At 75.2% G+C, this 15,803-nt stretch carries 19 protein-coding genes and 1 pseudogene; 11 read left to right on the top strand and 9 right to left on the bottom strand.

The genetic code is table 11. From position 1 onward, the window contains the following. Positions 1 to 6: 6 nt before the first annotated feature. From hypF to ACGRHY_RS00930, 6 genes are all read left to right on the top strand, one after another. Positions 7 to 2,508, top strand: coding sequence for a carbamoyltransferase HypF (hypF, locus tag ACGRHY_RS00955; protein ID WP_394633474.1), 2,502 nt, complete (start codon positions 7 to 9; stop codon positions 2,506 to 2,508). Then, positions 2,481 to 2,792: a HypC/HybG/HupF family hydrogenase formation chaperone gene (locus tag ACGRHY_RS00950; protein WP_394633473.1), complete on the top strand. Its 312-nt coding sequence runs from the start codon at positions 2,481 to 2,483 to the stop codon at positions 2,790 to 2,792. The genes hypF and ACGRHY_RS00950 overlap by 28 nt, the downstream gene beginning before the upstream one ends. Continuing rightward, complete coding sequence (gene hypD, locus ACGRHY_RS00945) at positions 2,789 to 3,925, top strand: hydrogenase formation protein HypD (RefSeq protein WP_394633472.1); 1,137 nt, start codon at positions 2,789 to 2,791, stop codon at positions 3,923 to 3,925. Before ACGRHY_RS00950 ends, hypD begins: the two co-directional genes overlap by 4 nt. Then, on the top strand, positions 3,918 to 4,997 hold the full coding sequence (gene hypE, locus ACGRHY_RS00940) for a hydrogenase expression/formation protein HypE (RefSeq protein WP_394633471.1): 1,080 nt from the start codon (positions 3,918 to 3,920) through the stop codon (positions 4,995 to 4,997). The genes hypD and hypE overlap by 8 nt, the downstream gene beginning before the upstream one ends. A 187-nt stretch (positions 4,998 to 5,184) precedes the next feature. Continuing rightward, positions 5,185 to 5,964: a sigma 54 modulation/S30EA ribosomal C-terminal domain-containing protein gene (locus tag ACGRHY_RS00935; RefSeq protein WP_394633470.1), complete on the top strand. Its 780-nt coding sequence runs from the start codon at positions 5,185 to 5,187 to the stop codon at positions 5,962 to 5,964. 107 nt (positions 5,965 to 6,071) lie between these two features. Next, a complete protein-coding gene (locus tag ACGRHY_RS00930; protein ID WP_394633469.1) occupies positions 6,072 to 6,509 on the top strand; it encodes an SRPBCC family protein in 438 nt (145 codons plus the stop codon). Positions 6,510 to 6,550: 41 nt separating this feature from the next. On the opposite strand, the gene ACGRHY_RS00925 is transcribed toward ACGRHY_RS00930, so the two are convergent. Continuing rightward, the gene (locus tag ACGRHY_RS00925; protein WP_394633468.1) at positions 6,551 to 7,309 is read right to left on the bottom strand and encodes a DeoR/GlpR family DNA-binding transcription regulator; all 759 of its coding nucleotides are present in this window, start codon (positions 7,307 to 7,309) and stop codon (positions 6,551 to 6,553) included. A gap of 74 nt (positions 7,310 to 7,383) precedes the next feature. Between ACGRHY_RS00925 and ACGRHY_RS00920 the strand changes: the two genes are divergently transcribed. Beyond that, on the top strand, positions 7,384 to 8,619 hold the full coding sequence (locus tag ACGRHY_RS00920; RefSeq protein ID WP_394633467.1) for an MFS transporter: 1,236 nt from the start codon (positions 7,384 to 7,386) through the stop codon (positions 8,617 to 8,619). A 251-nt stretch (positions 8,620 to 8,870) separates the two neighbouring features. Continuing rightward, positions 8,871 to 9,011 (top strand): hypothetical protein, encoded by a 141-nt coding sequence (locus ACGRHY_RS00915; protein WP_175540920.1) that lies wholly within the window; start codon positions 8,871 to 8,873, stop codon positions 9,009 to 9,011. A gap of 18 nt (positions 9,012 to 9,029) precedes the next feature. On the opposite strand, the gene ACGRHY_RS00910 is transcribed toward ACGRHY_RS00915, so the two are convergent. From ACGRHY_RS00910 to ACGRHY_RS00900, 3 genes are all read right to left on the bottom strand, one after another. Further along, positions 9,030 to 9,374, bottom strand: a complete 345-nt coding sequence (locus ACGRHY_RS00910) for a DUF3140 domain-containing protein (RefSeq protein ID WP_394633466.1) — start codon at positions 9,372 to 9,374, stop codon at positions 9,030 to 9,032. Then, positions 9,367 to 9,600 carry a hypervirulence associated TUDOR domain-containing protein gene (locus ACGRHY_RS00905; protein WP_394633465.1) on the bottom strand — a complete coding sequence of 78 codons (234 nt, stop codon included), beginning with the start codon at positions 9,598 to 9,600 and terminating at the stop codon, positions 9,367 to 9,369. Before ACGRHY_RS00905 ends, ACGRHY_RS00910 begins: the two co-directional genes overlap by 8 nt. Before the next feature lie 243 nt (positions 9,601 to 9,843). Next, complete coding sequence (locus ACGRHY_RS00900) at positions 9,844 to 10,059, bottom strand: hypothetical protein (RefSeq protein ID WP_394633464.1); 216 nt, start codon at positions 10,057 to 10,059, stop codon at positions 9,844 to 9,846. A 255-nt stretch (positions 10,060 to 10,314) separates the two neighbouring features. Here ACGRHY_RS00900 and ACGRHY_RS00895 point away from each other — a divergent pair, with 255 nt between their 5' ends. Continuing rightward, entirely contained in the window at positions 10,315 to 10,710 is a 396-nt protein-coding gene (locus ACGRHY_RS00895) for a VOC family protein (protein ID WP_394633463.1), read from the top strand. 26 nt (positions 10,711 to 10,736) lie between these two features. Here ACGRHY_RS00895 and ACGRHY_RS00890 read toward each other — a convergent pair whose 3' ends face one another. Beyond that, the gene (locus ACGRHY_RS00890) at positions 10,737 to 11,267 is read right to left on the bottom strand and encodes a 2'-5' RNA ligase family protein (RefSeq protein WP_394633462.1); all 531 of its coding nucleotides are present in this window, start codon (positions 11,265 to 11,267) and stop codon (positions 10,737 to 10,739) included. A 93-nt stretch (positions 11,268 to 11,360) separates the two neighbouring features. Between ACGRHY_RS00890 and ACGRHY_RS00885 the strand changes: the two genes are divergently transcribed. Next, the gene (locus tag ACGRHY_RS00885; protein ID WP_394633461.1) at positions 11,361 to 12,125 is read left to right on the top strand and encodes a YqjF family protein; all 765 of its coding nucleotides are present in this window, start codon (positions 11,361 to 11,363) and stop codon (positions 12,123 to 12,125) included. 110 nt (positions 12,126 to 12,235) lie between these two features. On the opposite strand, the gene ACGRHY_RS00880 is transcribed toward ACGRHY_RS00885, so the two are convergent. The 3 genes from ACGRHY_RS00880 to ACGRHY_RS00870 all read right to left on the bottom strand — a co-directional run bounded on the left by ACGRHY_RS00880 (position 12,236) and on the right by ACGRHY_RS00870 (position 14,097). Then, positions 12,236 to 12,661, bottom strand: coding sequence for a CBS domain-containing protein (locus tag ACGRHY_RS00880; RefSeq protein ID WP_394633460.1), 426 nt, complete (start codon positions 12,659 to 12,661; stop codon positions 12,236 to 12,238). A gap of 213 nt (positions 12,662 to 12,874) precedes the next feature. Continuing rightward, complete coding sequence (locus ACGRHY_RS00875) at positions 12,875 to 13,765, bottom strand: universal stress protein (protein ID WP_394633459.1); 891 nt, start codon at positions 13,763 to 13,765, stop codon at positions 12,875 to 12,877. Between the two features lie 107 nt (positions 13,766 to 13,872). After that, entirely contained in the window at positions 13,873 to 14,097 is a 225-nt protein-coding gene (locus ACGRHY_RS00870; protein WP_394633458.1) for a hypothetical protein, read from the bottom strand. Between the two features lie 291 nt (positions 14,098 to 14,388). Here ACGRHY_RS00870 and ACGRHY_RS00865 point away from each other — a divergent pair. After that, positions 14,389 to 14,831: pseudogene (locus tag ACGRHY_RS00865) on the top strand (TspO/MBR family protein). A 47-nt stretch (positions 14,832 to 14,878) separates the two neighbouring features. On the opposite strand, the gene ACGRHY_RS00860 reads toward ACGRHY_RS00865, so the two are convergent. Then, the gene (locus tag ACGRHY_RS00860; protein WP_394633457.1) at positions 14,879 to 15,748 is read right to left on the bottom strand and encodes a family 3 encapsulin nanocompartment shell protein; all 870 of its coding nucleotides are present in this window, start codon (positions 15,746 to 15,748) and stop codon (positions 14,879 to 14,881) included. Positions 15,749 to 15,803 lie beyond the last annotated feature (55 nt).

Below are 15,803 nucleotides of genomic sequence, written 5' to 3'. Positions count from 1 at the left end.
AGCGTCATGACGGCCACCGTCGAAGCCCGGCCGGGGCCGGGCTCCGGGGCGGACCGCGTACGGCGTCGTCTGACCGTGCGCGGCACCGTGCAGGGCGTGGGCTTCCGCCCCTTCGTCCACGCACTGGCCTCACGGCTGGGGCTGTCCGGCCATGCGCTGAACAACGCCGGCGGGGTGGTCGCCGAGGTCGAGGGTGCGCCCGCGGCGGTGGAGGCGTTCTGCCGGGGGCTGGTGGAGCAGGCGCCGCCTCTGGCGGCCGTCTCCTCGGTGGCTGCCGAGGACATCCCACCGCTGGGTGCCGGCTCGGACACCGGCCCGGACGGCGCGGGGTTCGTCATCCGCCCATCCGAGCGAGGCGGGGGCCGCACCCTGATCCCGCCCGACACCGCCACCTGCGACGACTGCCTGCGGGAGCTGGCCGACCCCGCCGACCGCCGTCACCGGCACCCGTTCGTCACCTGCACCCACTGCGGCCCGCGGTTCACCATCGCCACCGCGCTGCCCTACGACCGCGCGACCACGACCATGGCCGCCTTCCCCCTGTGTCCGGCCTGCGCACGGGAGTACGCCGACCCCGCCGACCGCCGCTTCCACGCCCAGCCGGTCGCCTGCCACGACTGCGGCCCCCGGCTGAGGCTCACCCGTGCCCGCGGCGCGGGGGCGGGCACGGGTGCGGTCACGGGCGAGGACGCGCTGGCCGGGGCCCGCCGGCTGCTGGCCGGGGGCGCGGTCGTGGCGGTCAAGGGCATCGGTGGCTACCACCTGGCCTGCGACGCGACCGGCCCCGCCGCCGTCGCCGCCCTGCGCGAGCGCAAGGCCCGCGGCACCAAGCCCTTCGCGGTGATGTGTCCCGACGCACAGGCCGCCGCGCGGCTCGGCCGCGTCGGACCCGCCGAGCACCGGGCGCTGACCGGGCGGCCGCGCCCCATCGTGCTGCTGCGCCGCCACCGGCCCGGCGAGCGGTGGGACGACCCGCTGGCGGACGGCGTCTGCCCGGGCAGCCCGGACGTGGGGGTGCTGCTGCCCTACACCCCGCTGCACCGGCTGCTGTTCGGCCTGCCCGGCGACCCTCCCGGCCCCGAGGTACTGGTGATGACCAGCGGCAACCGCTCGGGTGAGCCCATCGTGACCGACGACCGCGAGGCCATGACCCGGCTGGCGGGGCTGGCCGACGCCTGGCTGTGGCACGACAGGCCCATCGCGGCGCCCTGCGACGACTCGGTGGTACGGGTGCGCGCTGACGGGAGCGAGGTCGTCCTGCGACGCTCGCGCGGCCACGTCCCCGCCCCCGTCGAGCTCCCCGTGCCGGTGGAACCCTCCCTGGCCGCCGGCGCGGACCTGAAGAACGCGATCTGCGTAGCCGAAGGGCACTCCGCCTGGTTCTCCCCCCACATCGGGGACCTGGACGACCTGGCCGCCCTGCGTGCGCTGGACGGTGCGGAGGAGCGCCTGCGCGCCCTCACCGGCGTCACGCCCCGGCTGCTGGCCGCCGACCGCCACCCCGGCTACCGCTCCGCACGGTGGGCCCGCGACCGCGCCGGAGGCAGACCCCTGCGCCTGGTGCAGCACCACCACGCGCACATCGCCTCGGCCATGGCCGAGAACGGACTGGACGGCAGCGCCCCGGTCATCGGCGTCGCCTTCGACGGCACCGGCTACGGCGACGACGGGGCCGTGTGGGGCGGCGAGGTGCTGCTCGCCGGCTACGGCGGCTACCGGCGGCTGGCGCACCTGGCGTACGTACCCCTGCCCGGCGGTGACGCCGGGGTGGGCAACCCCTGCCGGACGGCGCTGTCCCACCTGCGCTCCGCGGGGATCCCCTGGGATCCGGACCTGCCGTGCGCCGCCGCCTGCCCGCCGGAGGAACGGCGTGTGCTGGAGCGCCAGCTGGAGCGCTCACTGGTCTGCGTGCCCACCTCCAGCATGGGGCGGCTGTTCGACGCGGTGTCCTCGCTGGCCGGGGTGTGCCACCGGGCCGGGTACGAGGGGCAGGCCGCCGTCGAACTGGAGGCCGCGGCCGCGGCGGCGTGGCAGGAGGGCGGACCCGGATACGCCTTCGCCCTGCGCCGGCCGGCCCCGGGCGGCACGGGCGCGACGGTGCTCGACCCCGCACCCGTCCTGCGCGAGGCCGTCCGCGACCTGCGCTCCGGCGCCCCCGCCCCGGTCGTCGCCGCGCGGTTCCACCGGGCCGTGGCCGGAGCGGTGGAGGAGATCTGCCACCGGGCGCGCCGGGACACCGGGACGGCCGCGGTCGCCCTGTCCGGAGGGGTGTTCGCCAACGCCCTGCTGGACGAGGAGTGCGAACGGCGCCTGAACACCGCCGGGTTCACGGTACTGCGCCACCACCGCGTGCCGCCCGGCGACGGAGGCCTGGCCCTCGGCCAGCTGCTCGTGGCGGCCCGCGCCGGGGCTCCCCGACGGGCCTCGGCGAAACCGCACGACCCATCAGCGAACGGACCGGCGACGGACGGAGAACACACATGTGCCTGGCGGTGCCCGGCAGAGTGACCGGGATCGAGGAACGGGACGGCACGCGCATGGCGCGCGTCGACTTCGGCGGGGTGGTCAAGGACGTGTGCCTGGCCTACCTGCCCGACGCGGAGGTCGGCGAGTACGTGATCGTCCACGTCGGCTTCGCGCTGCAGCGGCTGGACGAGGAGTCGGCCAGGGCATCGCTGGAGCTGTTCGAGCAACTGGGTCTGCTGGACGAGGAGTTCGGCGACGCGTGGGAGCGGGCGGCGGCCGAGGCCGGACAGGACCGGCCGGCCGCGGCAGAGGAGGTCACCAGGTGAAGTACGTCGAAGAGTTCAACGACCCGGAGCTGGCGCGGCGGCTGCTGGAGGACATCCACGCCACCGCCACCCGCCCCTGGACCATGATGGAGGTCTGCGGCGGCCAGACCCACTCGATCATCCGGCACGGTATCGACCAGCTGCTGCCCGAGCACATCGAGCTCATCCACGGCCCCGGCTGCCCGGTGTGCGTCACCCCCCTGGAGATGATCGACAAGGCACTGGAGATCGCCTCCCGCCCCGAGGTGGTCTTCTGCTCCTTCGGCGACATGCTCCGGGTCCCCGGCACCGACCGCGACCTGTTCCGGATCAAGAGCACCGGCGGGGACGTACGAGTGGTGTACTCGCCGCTGGACGCCCTGGAGATCGCGCAGCGCCACCCCGACCGCGAGGTGGTCTTCTTCGGCGTCGGCTTCGAGACCACCGCGCCGGCCAACGCGATGACCGTCCACGAGGCGCGGCGGCGCGGCGTCCGCAACTACAGCATGCTGATCTCACACGTGCGCGTACCGCCCGCCATCGAGGCGATCATGCGGGCGCCGCGCTGCCGGGTCCAGGCGTTCCTGGCCGCCGGCCACGTGTGCAGCGTGATGGGGACGGCCGAGTACCCGGAACTGGCCGACCGCTTCGGCGTGCCCGTCGTGGTCACCGGCTTCGAACCGCTGGACATCCTCGAAGGCGTGCGCCGCACCGTCCGCCAGCTCGAGAGCGGTGAGCACCGGGTGGAGAACGCCTACCCCCGGGCGGTGCGGGAGGAGGGCAACCCCGCCGCCCGGCGGATGCTGGAGGAGGTCTTCGAGGTCACCGACCGCGCCTGGCGGGGCATCGGGGTGATCCCGGCCAGCGGCTGGCGGCTGTCGGAGTCGTTCCGCGAGTACGACGCCGAGCACCGCTTCGAGGTCGGCGGCATCACGACGCGCGAGTCCGGGGTGTGCCGCAGCGGCGAGGTGCTCCAGGGGCTGATCAAACCGAACGAGTGCGAGGCATTCGGCACCACCTGCACCCCCCGCAACCCGCTGGGCGCCACCATGGTCTCCAGCGAGGGCGCCTGCGCCGCCTACCACCTCTACCGGCGCCTGGGCGGCCCGGCGCGCGGTTCCGAGCCGGCGAGGGAGGCGACCTCCGTTGGCTGACACCACCGGCACGGCCGCCGAACCCGTGGACCCCGCCGAGTGGACCTGTCCGGCCCCGTTGCGCGACCACTCGGTGGTCGTCATGGGGCACGGCGGCGGCGGGGCCCTCTCCGCCGAACTGGTGGAGCACCTCTTCGTCCCCGCCTACGGCAACGAGACGCTGGCCGGGCTCGCCGACTCCGCCGCGCTGTCGCTGGGCGGCGCGCGTCTGGCGTTCTCCACCGACTCCTACGTGGTGCGCCCGCTGTTCTTCCCCGGCGGCTGCATCGGCGACCTGGCCGTCAACGGCACCGTCAACGATCTGGCCATGAGCGGAGCGCGGGCCGCGTACCTGTCGTGTGCCTTCATCATCGAGGAGGGCACCGAGCTGTCGGTGGTCCGGCGGGTCGCCCAGGCGGTCGGCACGGCCGCCGCGGCGGCCGGTGTCACCGTAGCCACCGGTGACACCAAGGTGGTCGACGCCGGTCACGGCGACGGGATCTTCGTCAACACCGCCGGCATCGGGCTGATCCCCGAAGGCGTCGACATCCGCCCGCAGCGCGCCGAACCCGGTGACGTGGTGATCGTCAGCGGGCCGATCGGGATGCACGGAGTGGCCATCTTGAGCGTCCGCGAGGGGCTGGAGTTCGGGGTGGAGGTGTGCAGCGACACCGCGCCCCTGGCCGGCCTGGTGCAGACGATGCTCGCGGCCGCCCCGGACCTCCACGCGCTGCGCGACCCCACCCGCGGCGGACTGGGCACGGCGCTGAACGAGATCGCCGCCGCCTCCGGCACCGGCGTCGTGCTGAACGAGCGGGCCCTGCCCGTTCCGGAAGCCGTGGCGGCCGCCTGCGGCTTTCTCGGTCTGGACCCGCTGTACGTGGCCAACGAGGGCCGCCTGGTCGCCTTCGTCCCGCGCGGGCGGGCCGACGCCGTGCTCGCCGCGATGCGGGCGCACCCCCAGGGCGCCGGGGCGGTGGTCGTCGGGGAGTGCGTGGAAGATCACCCGGGCATGGTCGTGGCCCGCACCGGATTCGGCGGCACCCGTGTGGTGGACCTGCCGCTGGGCGAGCAACTGCCCCGCATCTGCTGACCGCCAGGGGCGACTTCCGCTCGCGGTGCGCCACCTCACGGCCGGCGCACCGGCCGTCCGGGGCCGGCCCGGGCCGTACCTCCCCTCCTGACGGGGTACGGACGGCACCGGCCCCGGGGACCTTCGGCCCTGCCGGGAAGACCGGCCCGGGAGGAGTGTGAAGGTGCCACGACGGCAGGAGGAAACCATGAACCGTTCGCAGATCCGTCCCCTCCCGGAGATCAGGGTCGAGGTCCGGGGCGAGGTGCCCGGGGACGCGGCCGAGTACGCGCGGACCAAGGTGCTGGCGGCCCTGGGCAAGGTCGGGGAGCCGGTCCTGGGCACCAGGGTGAAGCTGAGCCAGGCGGCGGGTGCCTCCGTTCGGCACCCGGCGCACGCCCAGGTGAACGTGGACGTCAACGGCCGCCCGGTGCGGGCCCGTGTCACCGCCGACACCATGCCCGAGGCGATCGACCTGCTGCGCGACCGGCTGGCGGGCCGGCTGTCCCGCGTCCGCCGCCGCGGACACCACGGCGGCGGGCCGCGCCCCGGCTCGCACATCGGGCAGGGACGCCCGGTCGTGCGCCGCCGTGCCCACGGCCCCGCCCGGATGACCCCCGCCCAGGCGGTGCGCCGGATGGAAGACCTGGGGTACGGCTTCCACCTGTTCACCGACGCCGTCTCGGGCGTCGACAGCGTGGTCTACCGGGGCGCCGGGGGCGGCCACCGGCTGGCCCGCGCCCGTGGGGACGTGTCCGCGCCGGCGCCGTCGGGCCTCCCGCCGGCCGTCCCGCCGGCCGTCCCGCCGGCCGTCCCGCTGGGGGTCAGCGGGATCCCGGCACCCCGCATGGGGGTCGAGCAGGCGGTGTGGCGACTGGAGACCACCGGTCTGCCGTTCGTGTTCTTCGTCGACACCGCCACCGAGCGCGGGGCCCTGCTCCACCGCCGCCGCGACGGCCTCTACGGGCTGGTGGCCCCGGCCGAGTGATCCGGCGTCCGCCGGCCGGGACCCCGGTCCCGGCCGGCGGACATCACCCGAGGCGGTGTTCGGCGGGTCGGCCGGACGTGCGGGCGCGCGGTGCCTACCGTCGCGGTATGCCCCTCATCCGGATCGAGCACCGCACGCGTCTCCCGGCCGGGGAGGCGTGGCGCCGGCTGACCACCTGGGAAAACCACGCCCGCCATGTCCCGTTCACCGCGATCACGGTCACCACCGCGCCGCCCACCCGCGTCGGCACGCGTTTCACGGCGCGTACGGGCACCGAGCGCGCCGGGTTCGACGATCCCATGGAGGTCGTTCGCTGGGAACCGCCGGCCGGAGGCCGGCCCGGCCGCTGCCGTGTGGAGAAGCGGGGGAGGGCCGTGCTCGGCTGGGCCGAGGCGGAGGTGGTCCCCGCCGACGGGGGGTCGCTGACCGTCTGGCGCGAGGAGGTGCGCGTACGGGGACTGCCGCGCCTGCTGGACCCGCCGACGGCCTGGGCGGCCCGTCTGCTGTTCGGCCGGGTGGTCGCGGGGCTGCTGAAGGAGCGATGACCGCGGTGCCCCGGCCCGCCTGCGGGCCGGGGCACCGCGGCTCACACCTTCCGCACGGTCACGCCGGCCGCGGTCAGCGCGCCGGTCTCGTCGTCGGGGGCTCCCTCCTCCGTCACCACCGCGTCGAGCGCCGAGGCAGGCGCGACGGAGGCGAGGGCGGTGCGGGAGAACTTGCCCGCGTCGGCGACCGCGACCACCCGGCGGGCCGAGGCGATCGCGGCGCGCTTGACGGCGGCGTCGGCCAGGTCGTACGCGGTCAGCCCGTCCGCCGCGTTCAGTCCGCAGCAGCCGATGACGGCGGTGTCGAAGCGCAGCGCGGCCAGGGACGCCTCGGTCAGCGGGCCGGTCAGCGCCAGTTCGCCCGGGCGCGGCTCCCCGCCGGGCAGCAGCAGCTTCAGCCGGGGGGTGCCGGTGAGGGCGTTGGCGGCGTGCAGGGACAGCGGCATGACGGTCAGCCGTCGGTCGGCCAGGGCGCGGGCCACCTCCAGGCAGGTCGTGCCGCTGTCGAGGACGACCGACTCGCCGTCGGCGATCAGCGAGGCCACCTCGGCGGCGATCCGCCGCTTGGCGTGAGGTCTCTCCAGCTCCCTCAGCCCGAACGGGGGCTCCTCGCCGCGCAGCAGCAGGCTGCTGGCCCCGCCGCGATAGCGCTCCAGGACTCCCCGGCCCGCCAGGACCTCCAGATCACGCCGGATGGTCATCTCCGAGGCGCCGGTGAGCCCGGCCAGTTCCGCCACGCTCAACTGCCCGGCCTCACGCACGGCCTCGGTGATCCGTCTCAGTCGTTCCGCACTCGCCACGGCGGAAATTGAACATGAGTTATGTTCGAAACTCAACCTTTCGAACAGTATTCTTGTTTGTTAAATTCTGGAACATGGAGAGAACGCTGCGGCTCGCACGGCTGGCCACCTTCGCCTACTTCGGCCTCAACGGCTTCCTGATGGGCGTGTGGGTCGTCCACATCCCGATGGTGGAGGACCGTGCCGGGGTCAGCCACGCCGTTCTGGGCTGGCTGCTGCTCCTGCTCGGAGGCGGCGCTTTCGCGGGCATGCGGCTGACCGGGCCGCTGGCCGACCGCTTCGGCGCCCGCGTGGTGGTGCCGCTGAGCGCGGTGCTGTGCAGCGCGTCCCTGGCGCTTCCCGGACTGGCCGAGGGGGCCTGGACCCTGGGCGCGGCCCTGCTGGTGTTCGGCTTCGGCAACGGCTGTCTGGATGTCGCCATGAACACCCACGCCGTCCAGGTCGAGCGCGGCTACCGGCGGCCCGTCATGTCCGCCTTCCACGCGGTGTTCTCCGTCGGAGGTGTGCTCGCGGCCCTGGTCGGCGCCCGGACCCTCAGCTGGGACCGGAGCGCTGCCGCGACCCTTGCCGGGGTGGGCGCCGCCGGACTCCTGGTCGCCCTCCTGGCGGCCCCCGCGCTGCTGCGCCCCGAGCCCGCCGGGTCCACAGGTCCCGCGGAGGGGGGCCCGCGGCCGTCCGACGGGACCGGGACCGGGACACCCGCGCGGATCTGGGCGCTGGCCGCCCTCGCGCTGATGCTGATGCTCGCCGAGGGCGTCGCGGGCGACTGGAGCGTGCTCGCCCTGCGGGACGTCCTGGGCGCGCCCGCCGCCACGGCGGCCCTCGCCTACGGGGCCTTCGCCACCGCCATGACCGTCGGGCGCCTGCTCACCGACCGGATGGCCGCGCGCTTCGGCCCGGTCGCGATCGTCCGCCACGGCGCCCTCCTGGCCGCGATCGGCCTGTCGGCGGTGGTGGTCTCGCCCTGGATCCCCCTGGCCCTGGCGGGCTGGGCGGTCTTCGGCATGGGACTGTCCGGCTGCGTGCCCCAGCTCTTCAGCGCCGCGGGCCACGCCGACCCGGAAGCCGCCGGGGCCAACGTCTCACGAGTGGCGGGGCTCGGTTACCTCGGCATGCTCGCCGGGCCGGCCGTCATCGGGCCGCTCACCCATCTCGTGCCACTGAACGTCGCCTTCCTGCTGCCCGTGGCCCTGTGCGCAGTGGCGGCCGGGGCCGCCGGGATCCTGCGGGCCGAGCCCCGGGCCGCCGGCGGAGGGGAGTCCGCCCGTCGGCGGGCGGAGGTCTCCGAGGCCGCCGGGCCGGCCGACTGACGGGCCGGCCGACAGCCGTCGCGGAACGGCCGGCAGCGTGCGGGGCCCGAGTGCCTCATGGAGCGCACACGGGCGGAGGCCCGCCTTCCGTGCGGCCTCCCGGGTCAGGCGCACCGGCACCCGGCGGTCGGCGCGGACCGTTCAAAGGAGTGACCCGCGCCATTTCCGCCGGCACGGCGGGCGTGGATGATGAGGGCGTCCCCGCCGGCCGCAGGGCCGGGCAGCCCTCGTCGACCGGGAGTCGGTCCGTCATGGCAGAGCATGTGCACGTTCGCCTCAACCACGGACTGGAAGTGTCCGAGGAGGGCGAGCTGATCGAGCTGTCCCGCTGCCGGTGCGGGGCCACCTGGAGCAGGGCCTACCGGGTGGACGAGGGTGAGCCCGAGCGTTGACGCGGGCGGGCGGCGGCGTCAGCCGTCCTTGAGAGGGTCGTGCCCCCAGTTCATCAGGGAGCGCCGCCAGGTGGTGTCGGTGACGTCGCCGGAGGGCCGCTGGGCCAGGTGTCGCTTGATGTAGCCGTTGACCTTGCGCATGTGGGCCACGTCGTCGTCGCTGAGGTCGGACTTCGAGGTCCGCAGCAGCTCGGCGATGCGGCGGCCCGAGGCGTGACCGGTGCTCTCCCCGCCGCCCCTGTGCTGCCCGGCGGCCTTGGACTCGTCCCGCTCCAGCCAGTCCCGGAGCTGCCCGGGCGTGAGGTTGACCAGTTTCCCGAACTCGGTGACGGTCCCGTCGCGGTCGTCGCGGTGTTCAGTCATCCCCGGTCTCCTTCTCGCGGAGGGCGTCGGGGCGGTGGACCGCCCGGCCGCCGGACTTCTCGCTGCGGACCTGGTACTGGGGATCGTCGGGAGAGGCGTCCACGGTACGCCCGCCGGCCTCGGTACGGGAGGTGATCTCCTTCTCGACCTTGCCGACGGCCTCGCTTCCGTGGCTCTTCCAGGAAACCCCGTCTCCCTTGCGGAACTTCCTGTCCTTCTTCGTCATCTTCCCCTCCCGCGGGGAGTGGACGGATGAAAAGCCCCGTTCGTCCTCATGGTACCGGTGCGGCGGTGTTCCCTCACCGCGAAGCCACGGGCGGCGGTGAGGGCCTGCCCGCACGGGGGCGCCGGATCGCCGCGCGGCGGGCGCCGGCGGGGGCCGCCGGCATGTCATCGGCGTCCCGGAAGGAGGCGATGCCTGCGTCGCCGCACCACGGCCCGGGCTCCTGCCGCCGAGCCCGGGAGAGGCCTACTCCCGGCGGGAGTGGGTCCCCGGGTTGATGATCTCGTCCAGCACCTCGCGGACCACCGAGAATACGACACGGTCGATGCCGGCCGCCGTGGGATCGGCGCTCTCGCCGGGGCCGGGCAGGCCGCCACCCGCCCCGGCCTCCCTATCGGCCGCCCAGTCGCGTGCGACCCGAATACGACGGAGGAGTTCGTCTGCGTCCACGACATCAGTCATGCACGGAACCTACCCACGGACTCGGTGCGGCAGCCTTCGCCGGGTGTGTCCGTTCTGTGCCGATCCGCTCCGTGTCGGCCCGGGGCCCCGCGCGGCGGCCGTGCGCACGCGGGCGCACGGGTGGCCGGAACCGCGAACCAACTTGCGAATCAAAGGAGTTGGAGGTTCGGGTCGCTGCTCCGGCGATTCGGGGGTATACGGGCCCCGACGGACGGCGGACGGCGGACGGCCGACGACGACCCGTGGGGGTGACCCGTGCCCGTGCACAAGACGAGCGTGCTGGTGCTGGACTGCGCCGAACCCGAGGCGCTGGCGGAGTTCTACGCGAACCTCCTGGGCGCCGAGGTGCGCCGGGGGGTGGACCCGGACTTCATCGAGGTGACCGGAGCGGAGGGGATCCGCCTGGCGGCCCGGCGCGACCACGGCTTCCCCCCGCCGAGCCGGCCCCGCCCGGACGACTCGCTCCAGGCGCGCCTGCACATCCTGGTTCCGCAGGACGCCATGGACGAGGCCGAACGCGAGGCGGTCGGGCACGGGGCGCGCCCGGTCGACACCAAGGACAACGGAGGTCCGCGCGACGTGCGCCTGTACTCCGACCCGGCCGGGCACACCTTCACGCTGGTGGCCCGGGAAGGCCGTACGGCCGACTGACGCACGGCGGAGGCCGGGCGCGCCTCCTACGGCGCGAGGACCTCGGTGGTGCGGGTGGCCGAGTCGTAACTGCGGGCACCGATCAGACGGCCCCGTACCGGCCCTCGCAGCCCGGCGGGCAGCAGCTCCGCGTCCGGCCGGCCCCAGGCCGGTCGGCGGCTGCGTCCGAGGGTGACGTGCGGAATCCACCGGCCGGGGGCGTGCAGCGGATTCGTCCCCCCGGCCTCCGGGGAGGCGGCCAGTGCCCGCCAGACCGCCCCGTGCAGCCGCAGCAGCTCCGGATCCGGCCGTACGGCCCAGGCCAGGACGTGCGTACGCCCCGTGAAGCGCAGCAGCCCGTCCAGACACAGCTCCAGCGGCAGGGCGGCCAGGGCCTCGGCCACCCCGTCGCGCGCCGTGTCCGGGAGCGCGCCGACGGCGGCCAGGGTGAGGTGGGGGCGGTTGGTCGGATGGGCGTGCGCCTCCTGGCTGGGCATCCCCGCCTCGGCCAGATGACGCCACGCCCGGAGCACGGCCAGGTCGGCGGCGCCGTCCAAAAGCAGCTCCACGGTGCGCACACGGGCCAGCCTACGGCGAGGCCGGGCCCACCGCAGTACTGTGCGGTGAACCGCGCGGACCACGCGGACGGCCGGGAGTGAGGGGAAGCGCCCATGAGCCAGCGGGGACACAGGGCGGCCGAGCCCGTCACGGCGGTCAGCCCGCGCCCGGTCCGGCGGGCGCTGCTGACCCAGTCCTGGCGCGATGTGACCTTCCTGCACTGGCCGGTGGCCCCGGCGGCGGTCGCCCCGCTGCTGCCCGCCGGGGTCCGCCCCGATGTCCACGACGGTACCGCCCATGTGGGGCTGGTGCCCTTCCGGATGCACGGCCTGGGCTTCGGCCGCGGGCCGGGGCTGCCGTACCTGGGGAGCTTCCCGGAGACGAACGTGCGCGTGTACGGCGTGGACCGGCGCGGGCGGCGCGGGGTGGTGTTCCTGACGCTGGAGTGCGCGCGGCTGCTGCCGGTGCTCGGGGCACGGGCCGCGGTGCGCCTGCCTTACCGCTGGGCCTCCATGCGCCGCCGCACCGGGAGCGGCGGCGACCTGCTGTGGACCAGTACCAGGTTCGGGTCGCGCGGCCGGGGCCGCCCGGTCACCCGGATCCGGGTGCGGGTGCGGGAGCGGATCGCCGGGCCCACCGCCCTGGAACACTTCCTGACGGCCCGCTGGGGTCTGCACACGGCCTGGTACGGCGGCAGGACGGTGTACCTGCCCAACGTCCACGAGACCTGGCCCCTGCACCGCGCCGAGCTCCTGGAGTGCGAGGAGGACCTCGTCGCCGCCTGCGGGCTGCCCGCCCCCGGGGGAGCGCCGCTCAGCGTGCTGTACGCGCCGCGCGTGGACGTCCGCTTCGGCCCGCCCCTGGTGGGCGGCCGCTGACGCGCCCGCGGTCCCTCGCGCCGGCCTCCTTCGCGCCGCCCCCGCCCGGGCCCCGCGCCGCCGGGCGGCGTCCTCGCGGGGCCGGGGCCCCGGCCCCGCGAGGACGGTGGTCACGTCTGGTTGGCCACCACGGCCTCGACGAACCGGCCGACCTCGGCCTCGGGGAGGTTGCGCGCCAGGTCGGCTTCGCTGACCATGCCGACCAGCCGCTTCTCCTCGTCGATGATCGGCACCCGGCGGATCTGGTGCTTCTCCATCGTGTCCAGCACCTTCCCGACGTCCGTGTCGGCGGCCACCGTGAACATCCGCCCCTGGGCCAGCTCTCCGGCGGTCGTCCTGGTCGGGTCGCCGCCTGCGGCCAGGCACTTCACCACGATGTCGCGGTCGGTGATGATTCCGTGCAGCTTGTCGTCGTCGCCGCATATCGGCAGCGCGCCCACGTCGAGGTCGCGCATACGCCGTGCCGCGGCGTCCAGTGTCTCGTGCTCCCCGACGCACTCCGCGCCGGTGTGCATGATGTCCCGGGCAGTGGTCATGACAGTCTCCTCGCGTCAGAAATGCGGTGAATGCCGTGGATTCGGCGGGTCCGGTGGGTTCGGCGAGTCCGGCCGATCCGGTGAACGCGGTGAACCCGGCTCCGCGGAGATGCCCCGGGCGCCTGGGGACCTGGGCGTCTCCGGACGCCTGGACCGGTAGTCCATTCTGGTCCGCTCCGCCCCGTCCCGCATCCGGACGGCGGGTACGCCGCGTCAGGCGGTGCGCCCGCCCGCGGCGGGGACGGTGAAGACCGGGCAGTGCGCGTGGTGTAGCACGCCCTGGCTCACCGAACCCAGCAGCATCCCGGTGAAGCCCCCGCGGCCCCGGGTGCCCACGACCAGGCCGAGAGCCTGCTCGGACGCCTCGGCCAGGACCTGTACCGGATGCCCCCGCACGAACTCGTGGCGCAGGTCCACCTCCGGATACGCGGCGGTACGGCCCGCGACCGACTCCGACAGCAGCCGGCGGGCCTCCTGCTCCGCCGCGCCCTCGTCCAGGGAACCCAGCAGCGGCGGATGCCACACGTACAGCGCCCGCAGCGCGGCGCCGCGCAGCGAGGCCTCCTCGAAGGCGAAGTCGACGGCCGCGGCGGAGTCCGGACTGCCGTCGACCCCCACCACGAGGTACGGCGGCTGCCGGGTGAGGTGCTCCGGCTCCCGCAGGACCACCACCGGGCACGTGGCGTGGGCGGTGAGCGGCAGGCCCACCGCGGTGGAGCCGAACAGCTCCTGCGCGGAGGACAGGTGCCAGGAGCCCACCACGGCCATCGCCGCGTTCCGCGTCTCCTCACGCAGCACCCAGGCGGGATGCCCCTCCGCCAGCAGCCAGGAGACCTCCACCCGCGGCTGCCGCTCCTCGGCGAAGGCGACCGCGCCCCCGAGTACCCGCTCGCCGGTCTCGTGCAGTGCCTCGTTCCACTGCTCCCAGGACGGCCGCAGCTCCGACGACCAGTAGCCGCCGGTGGGCACGCCCTGGGCGTGCACCACGCGCAGCGGCAGCCCTCGCCGGGCGGCCTCGTCCGCGGCCCAGGCGAGGGCCGACCGCCGGGAGGGATCGGGATCCACGCCCACCACGATCGGCCGACGACCCTGTGAACTCGTCATAGCCGCCTCCGGGGTAGTCTCTCGCCCCCCTCGCAGCCCCAGTCTGTCAGCGCCCCGCCGGCCGCGCCCGCCGGGCGGGGCGGGCCGCGAACTGCCGAAGACGTCCCCTACAAGCCCTGGGCCAGCAGGATCTCGTGCGCCAGCCTGGCCCCGCGGGCCGCCTCCTCGGGCAGCGAGGTGTCCCGGGAAGGGGGCTGCTCCAGGCCCCGGGCGAGTGCCCGGACCGCCTCGGCCAGTGCCTGCACCTGTGTCTCCAGCGCCTGCACCCGGGCCTCCTGCGAACTCTGCGGGCCGTGGCCCGAGGGCTGCTCGTACGGGCTGTTCGCGGTCATGTCGGCACCTTTCGTCCGTCGGACCCCGAGGATCGTCCGGCGGCCGACCGCCGGCGTCCGGACCGGCGCGGGCCTCCCGGGGCACCGGTCGGCCCGTGGCCGCCTCCTCCGGGCCATCCTCTTCCAGTCTGCTCCGGCCCGCGCGCCGGCGGAGGACTCCGGCCGGTCCGGTGAGCCGGTCCGGTGAGCCGGTCCGGTGAACCGGCACCGAGGGGGTAGGCGGTGCGGGAAGGGGCGGGCGACCCGTGAGGAGGACCGCGACGCGGGGAGCGGGCGTCCTGGCCGTCCCTGGTGCTGTTCACCGGTCTCGCCTCCACCGCCGCGGCGGTGGGAGCCGTCGCCTCCGCGAACGCCGGCAGCGTCTACGAGTCCCTGGACCGTCCCGCCCGGGCGCCGCCGCCCTGGCTCTTCGGCCCGGTGTGGGGGTGCTCCACGCGCCCATCGGCGTCTCCGCCTGGCCGGTCTGGTGCGCCGGGGGAGTGCGGGCCCGTGCCGAGCCGGGGCTGTGGGGCGTCCAACTGCTGCTCGACGCGGTGTGGATCCCGCCGTTCTTCGGCGCCCGGCGGTACGGGCTCGCCTTCGCCGACATCCGCCTGCTGCTCGCCGCCGCCGGTGCGACGGCGGTGGCGTTCCACCGCGTCCGCCCGGTGGCGGGATACCTGCTGGCGCCCTATCCGCTGTGGACGGCGTTCGCCGCCGCGCTCAACCTGAGCATCTGGCTGGCCGAGACCTGACGGGCCGGCGCACGCGCCGGCCCGTCAGTTGCCCGCACCTGCGCGGGTCAGCCCGGCACCACGTGGAAGAAGTGGGTCGGGAGCTGGACGGCGACGGACTCGTGGACCACCGCGCACACCGCCGTGCCCCCGGGCTCGTCGAAGATCCCCGGCGGCGGCTCCGCGACCTTGATCACCGAGTGCTCGGCGTCCAGGAGCACGGCGGCCATGGCGAAGTCGCCGACCAGCGCGCAGCCGGGCGCCACCTGCCGGTGGCGGCAGACCATGACGCCCTCGCGGGCGAGGTCGGCCAGCAGGCTGCCGGAGCCGACCAACTGCCCGTAGTAGTCACGGGGGTTGACCATCACCGCGTGCCCGGTCCCGCCGGTCTGCTCGATCTCGTCGAAGGCGGTGAGCAGACCGGCGGTGTACGAGCCCCGGTAGGGCAGGGACGCCACGTCCGGATGGCGCAGCACGTCATGGGTGAGCGCCCGGTTCTCCGCGGTGCCCAGCCGGACCATCAGCCGCCGGTCCACGAAGGCGGCCAGCGCCGCCGGGTCCCCGGCGAGCCCGTCGGGGATCTGCACCCAGGCGGTGACCGGTGCGACGTGGTGGTCGGCCTGGGCGAACAGGAACGAGTCCTCGCGCAGTCGGCCCTCGCGGACCGGCGCCTCCCCGGGCGGCCTGGTCTCGAACCAGGTGCGCACCGTGCCGGAGCCGGCCCGCTGCCTGCGGAACAGGTGGCGGGCCGTCAGCCGGTGCCTCTCCTTCCCCGGCCGGAAGGCGTCGGTGACGGTGAAGCCGAAGCGGACCTCGGCCCTGTCCGGCGACTCGGTGAAGGCCCGGGCGAACTCCTCGCCCGGCGAGGGTGCGGCGGCCGGCGCGGTCGCGGCGGGCGGCGGGCCGCCCGGCTCGGTGGCGGTCGCGGTGGCGTTCATGGTCCGGTCCTTCCTGCTACTGGGTCCGCCGGGTTCACGGGGCGTGTCACAGGTC

Source organism: Streptomyces shinuiensis (assembly GCF_043660855.1).
Classification (GTDB): Bacteria; Actinomycetota; Actinomycetes; order Streptomycetales; family Streptomycetaceae; genus Streptomyces.
Note: the sequence above shows the minus strand (reverse complement) of the source record. Positions and strands in the feature narration are given on the sequence as shown.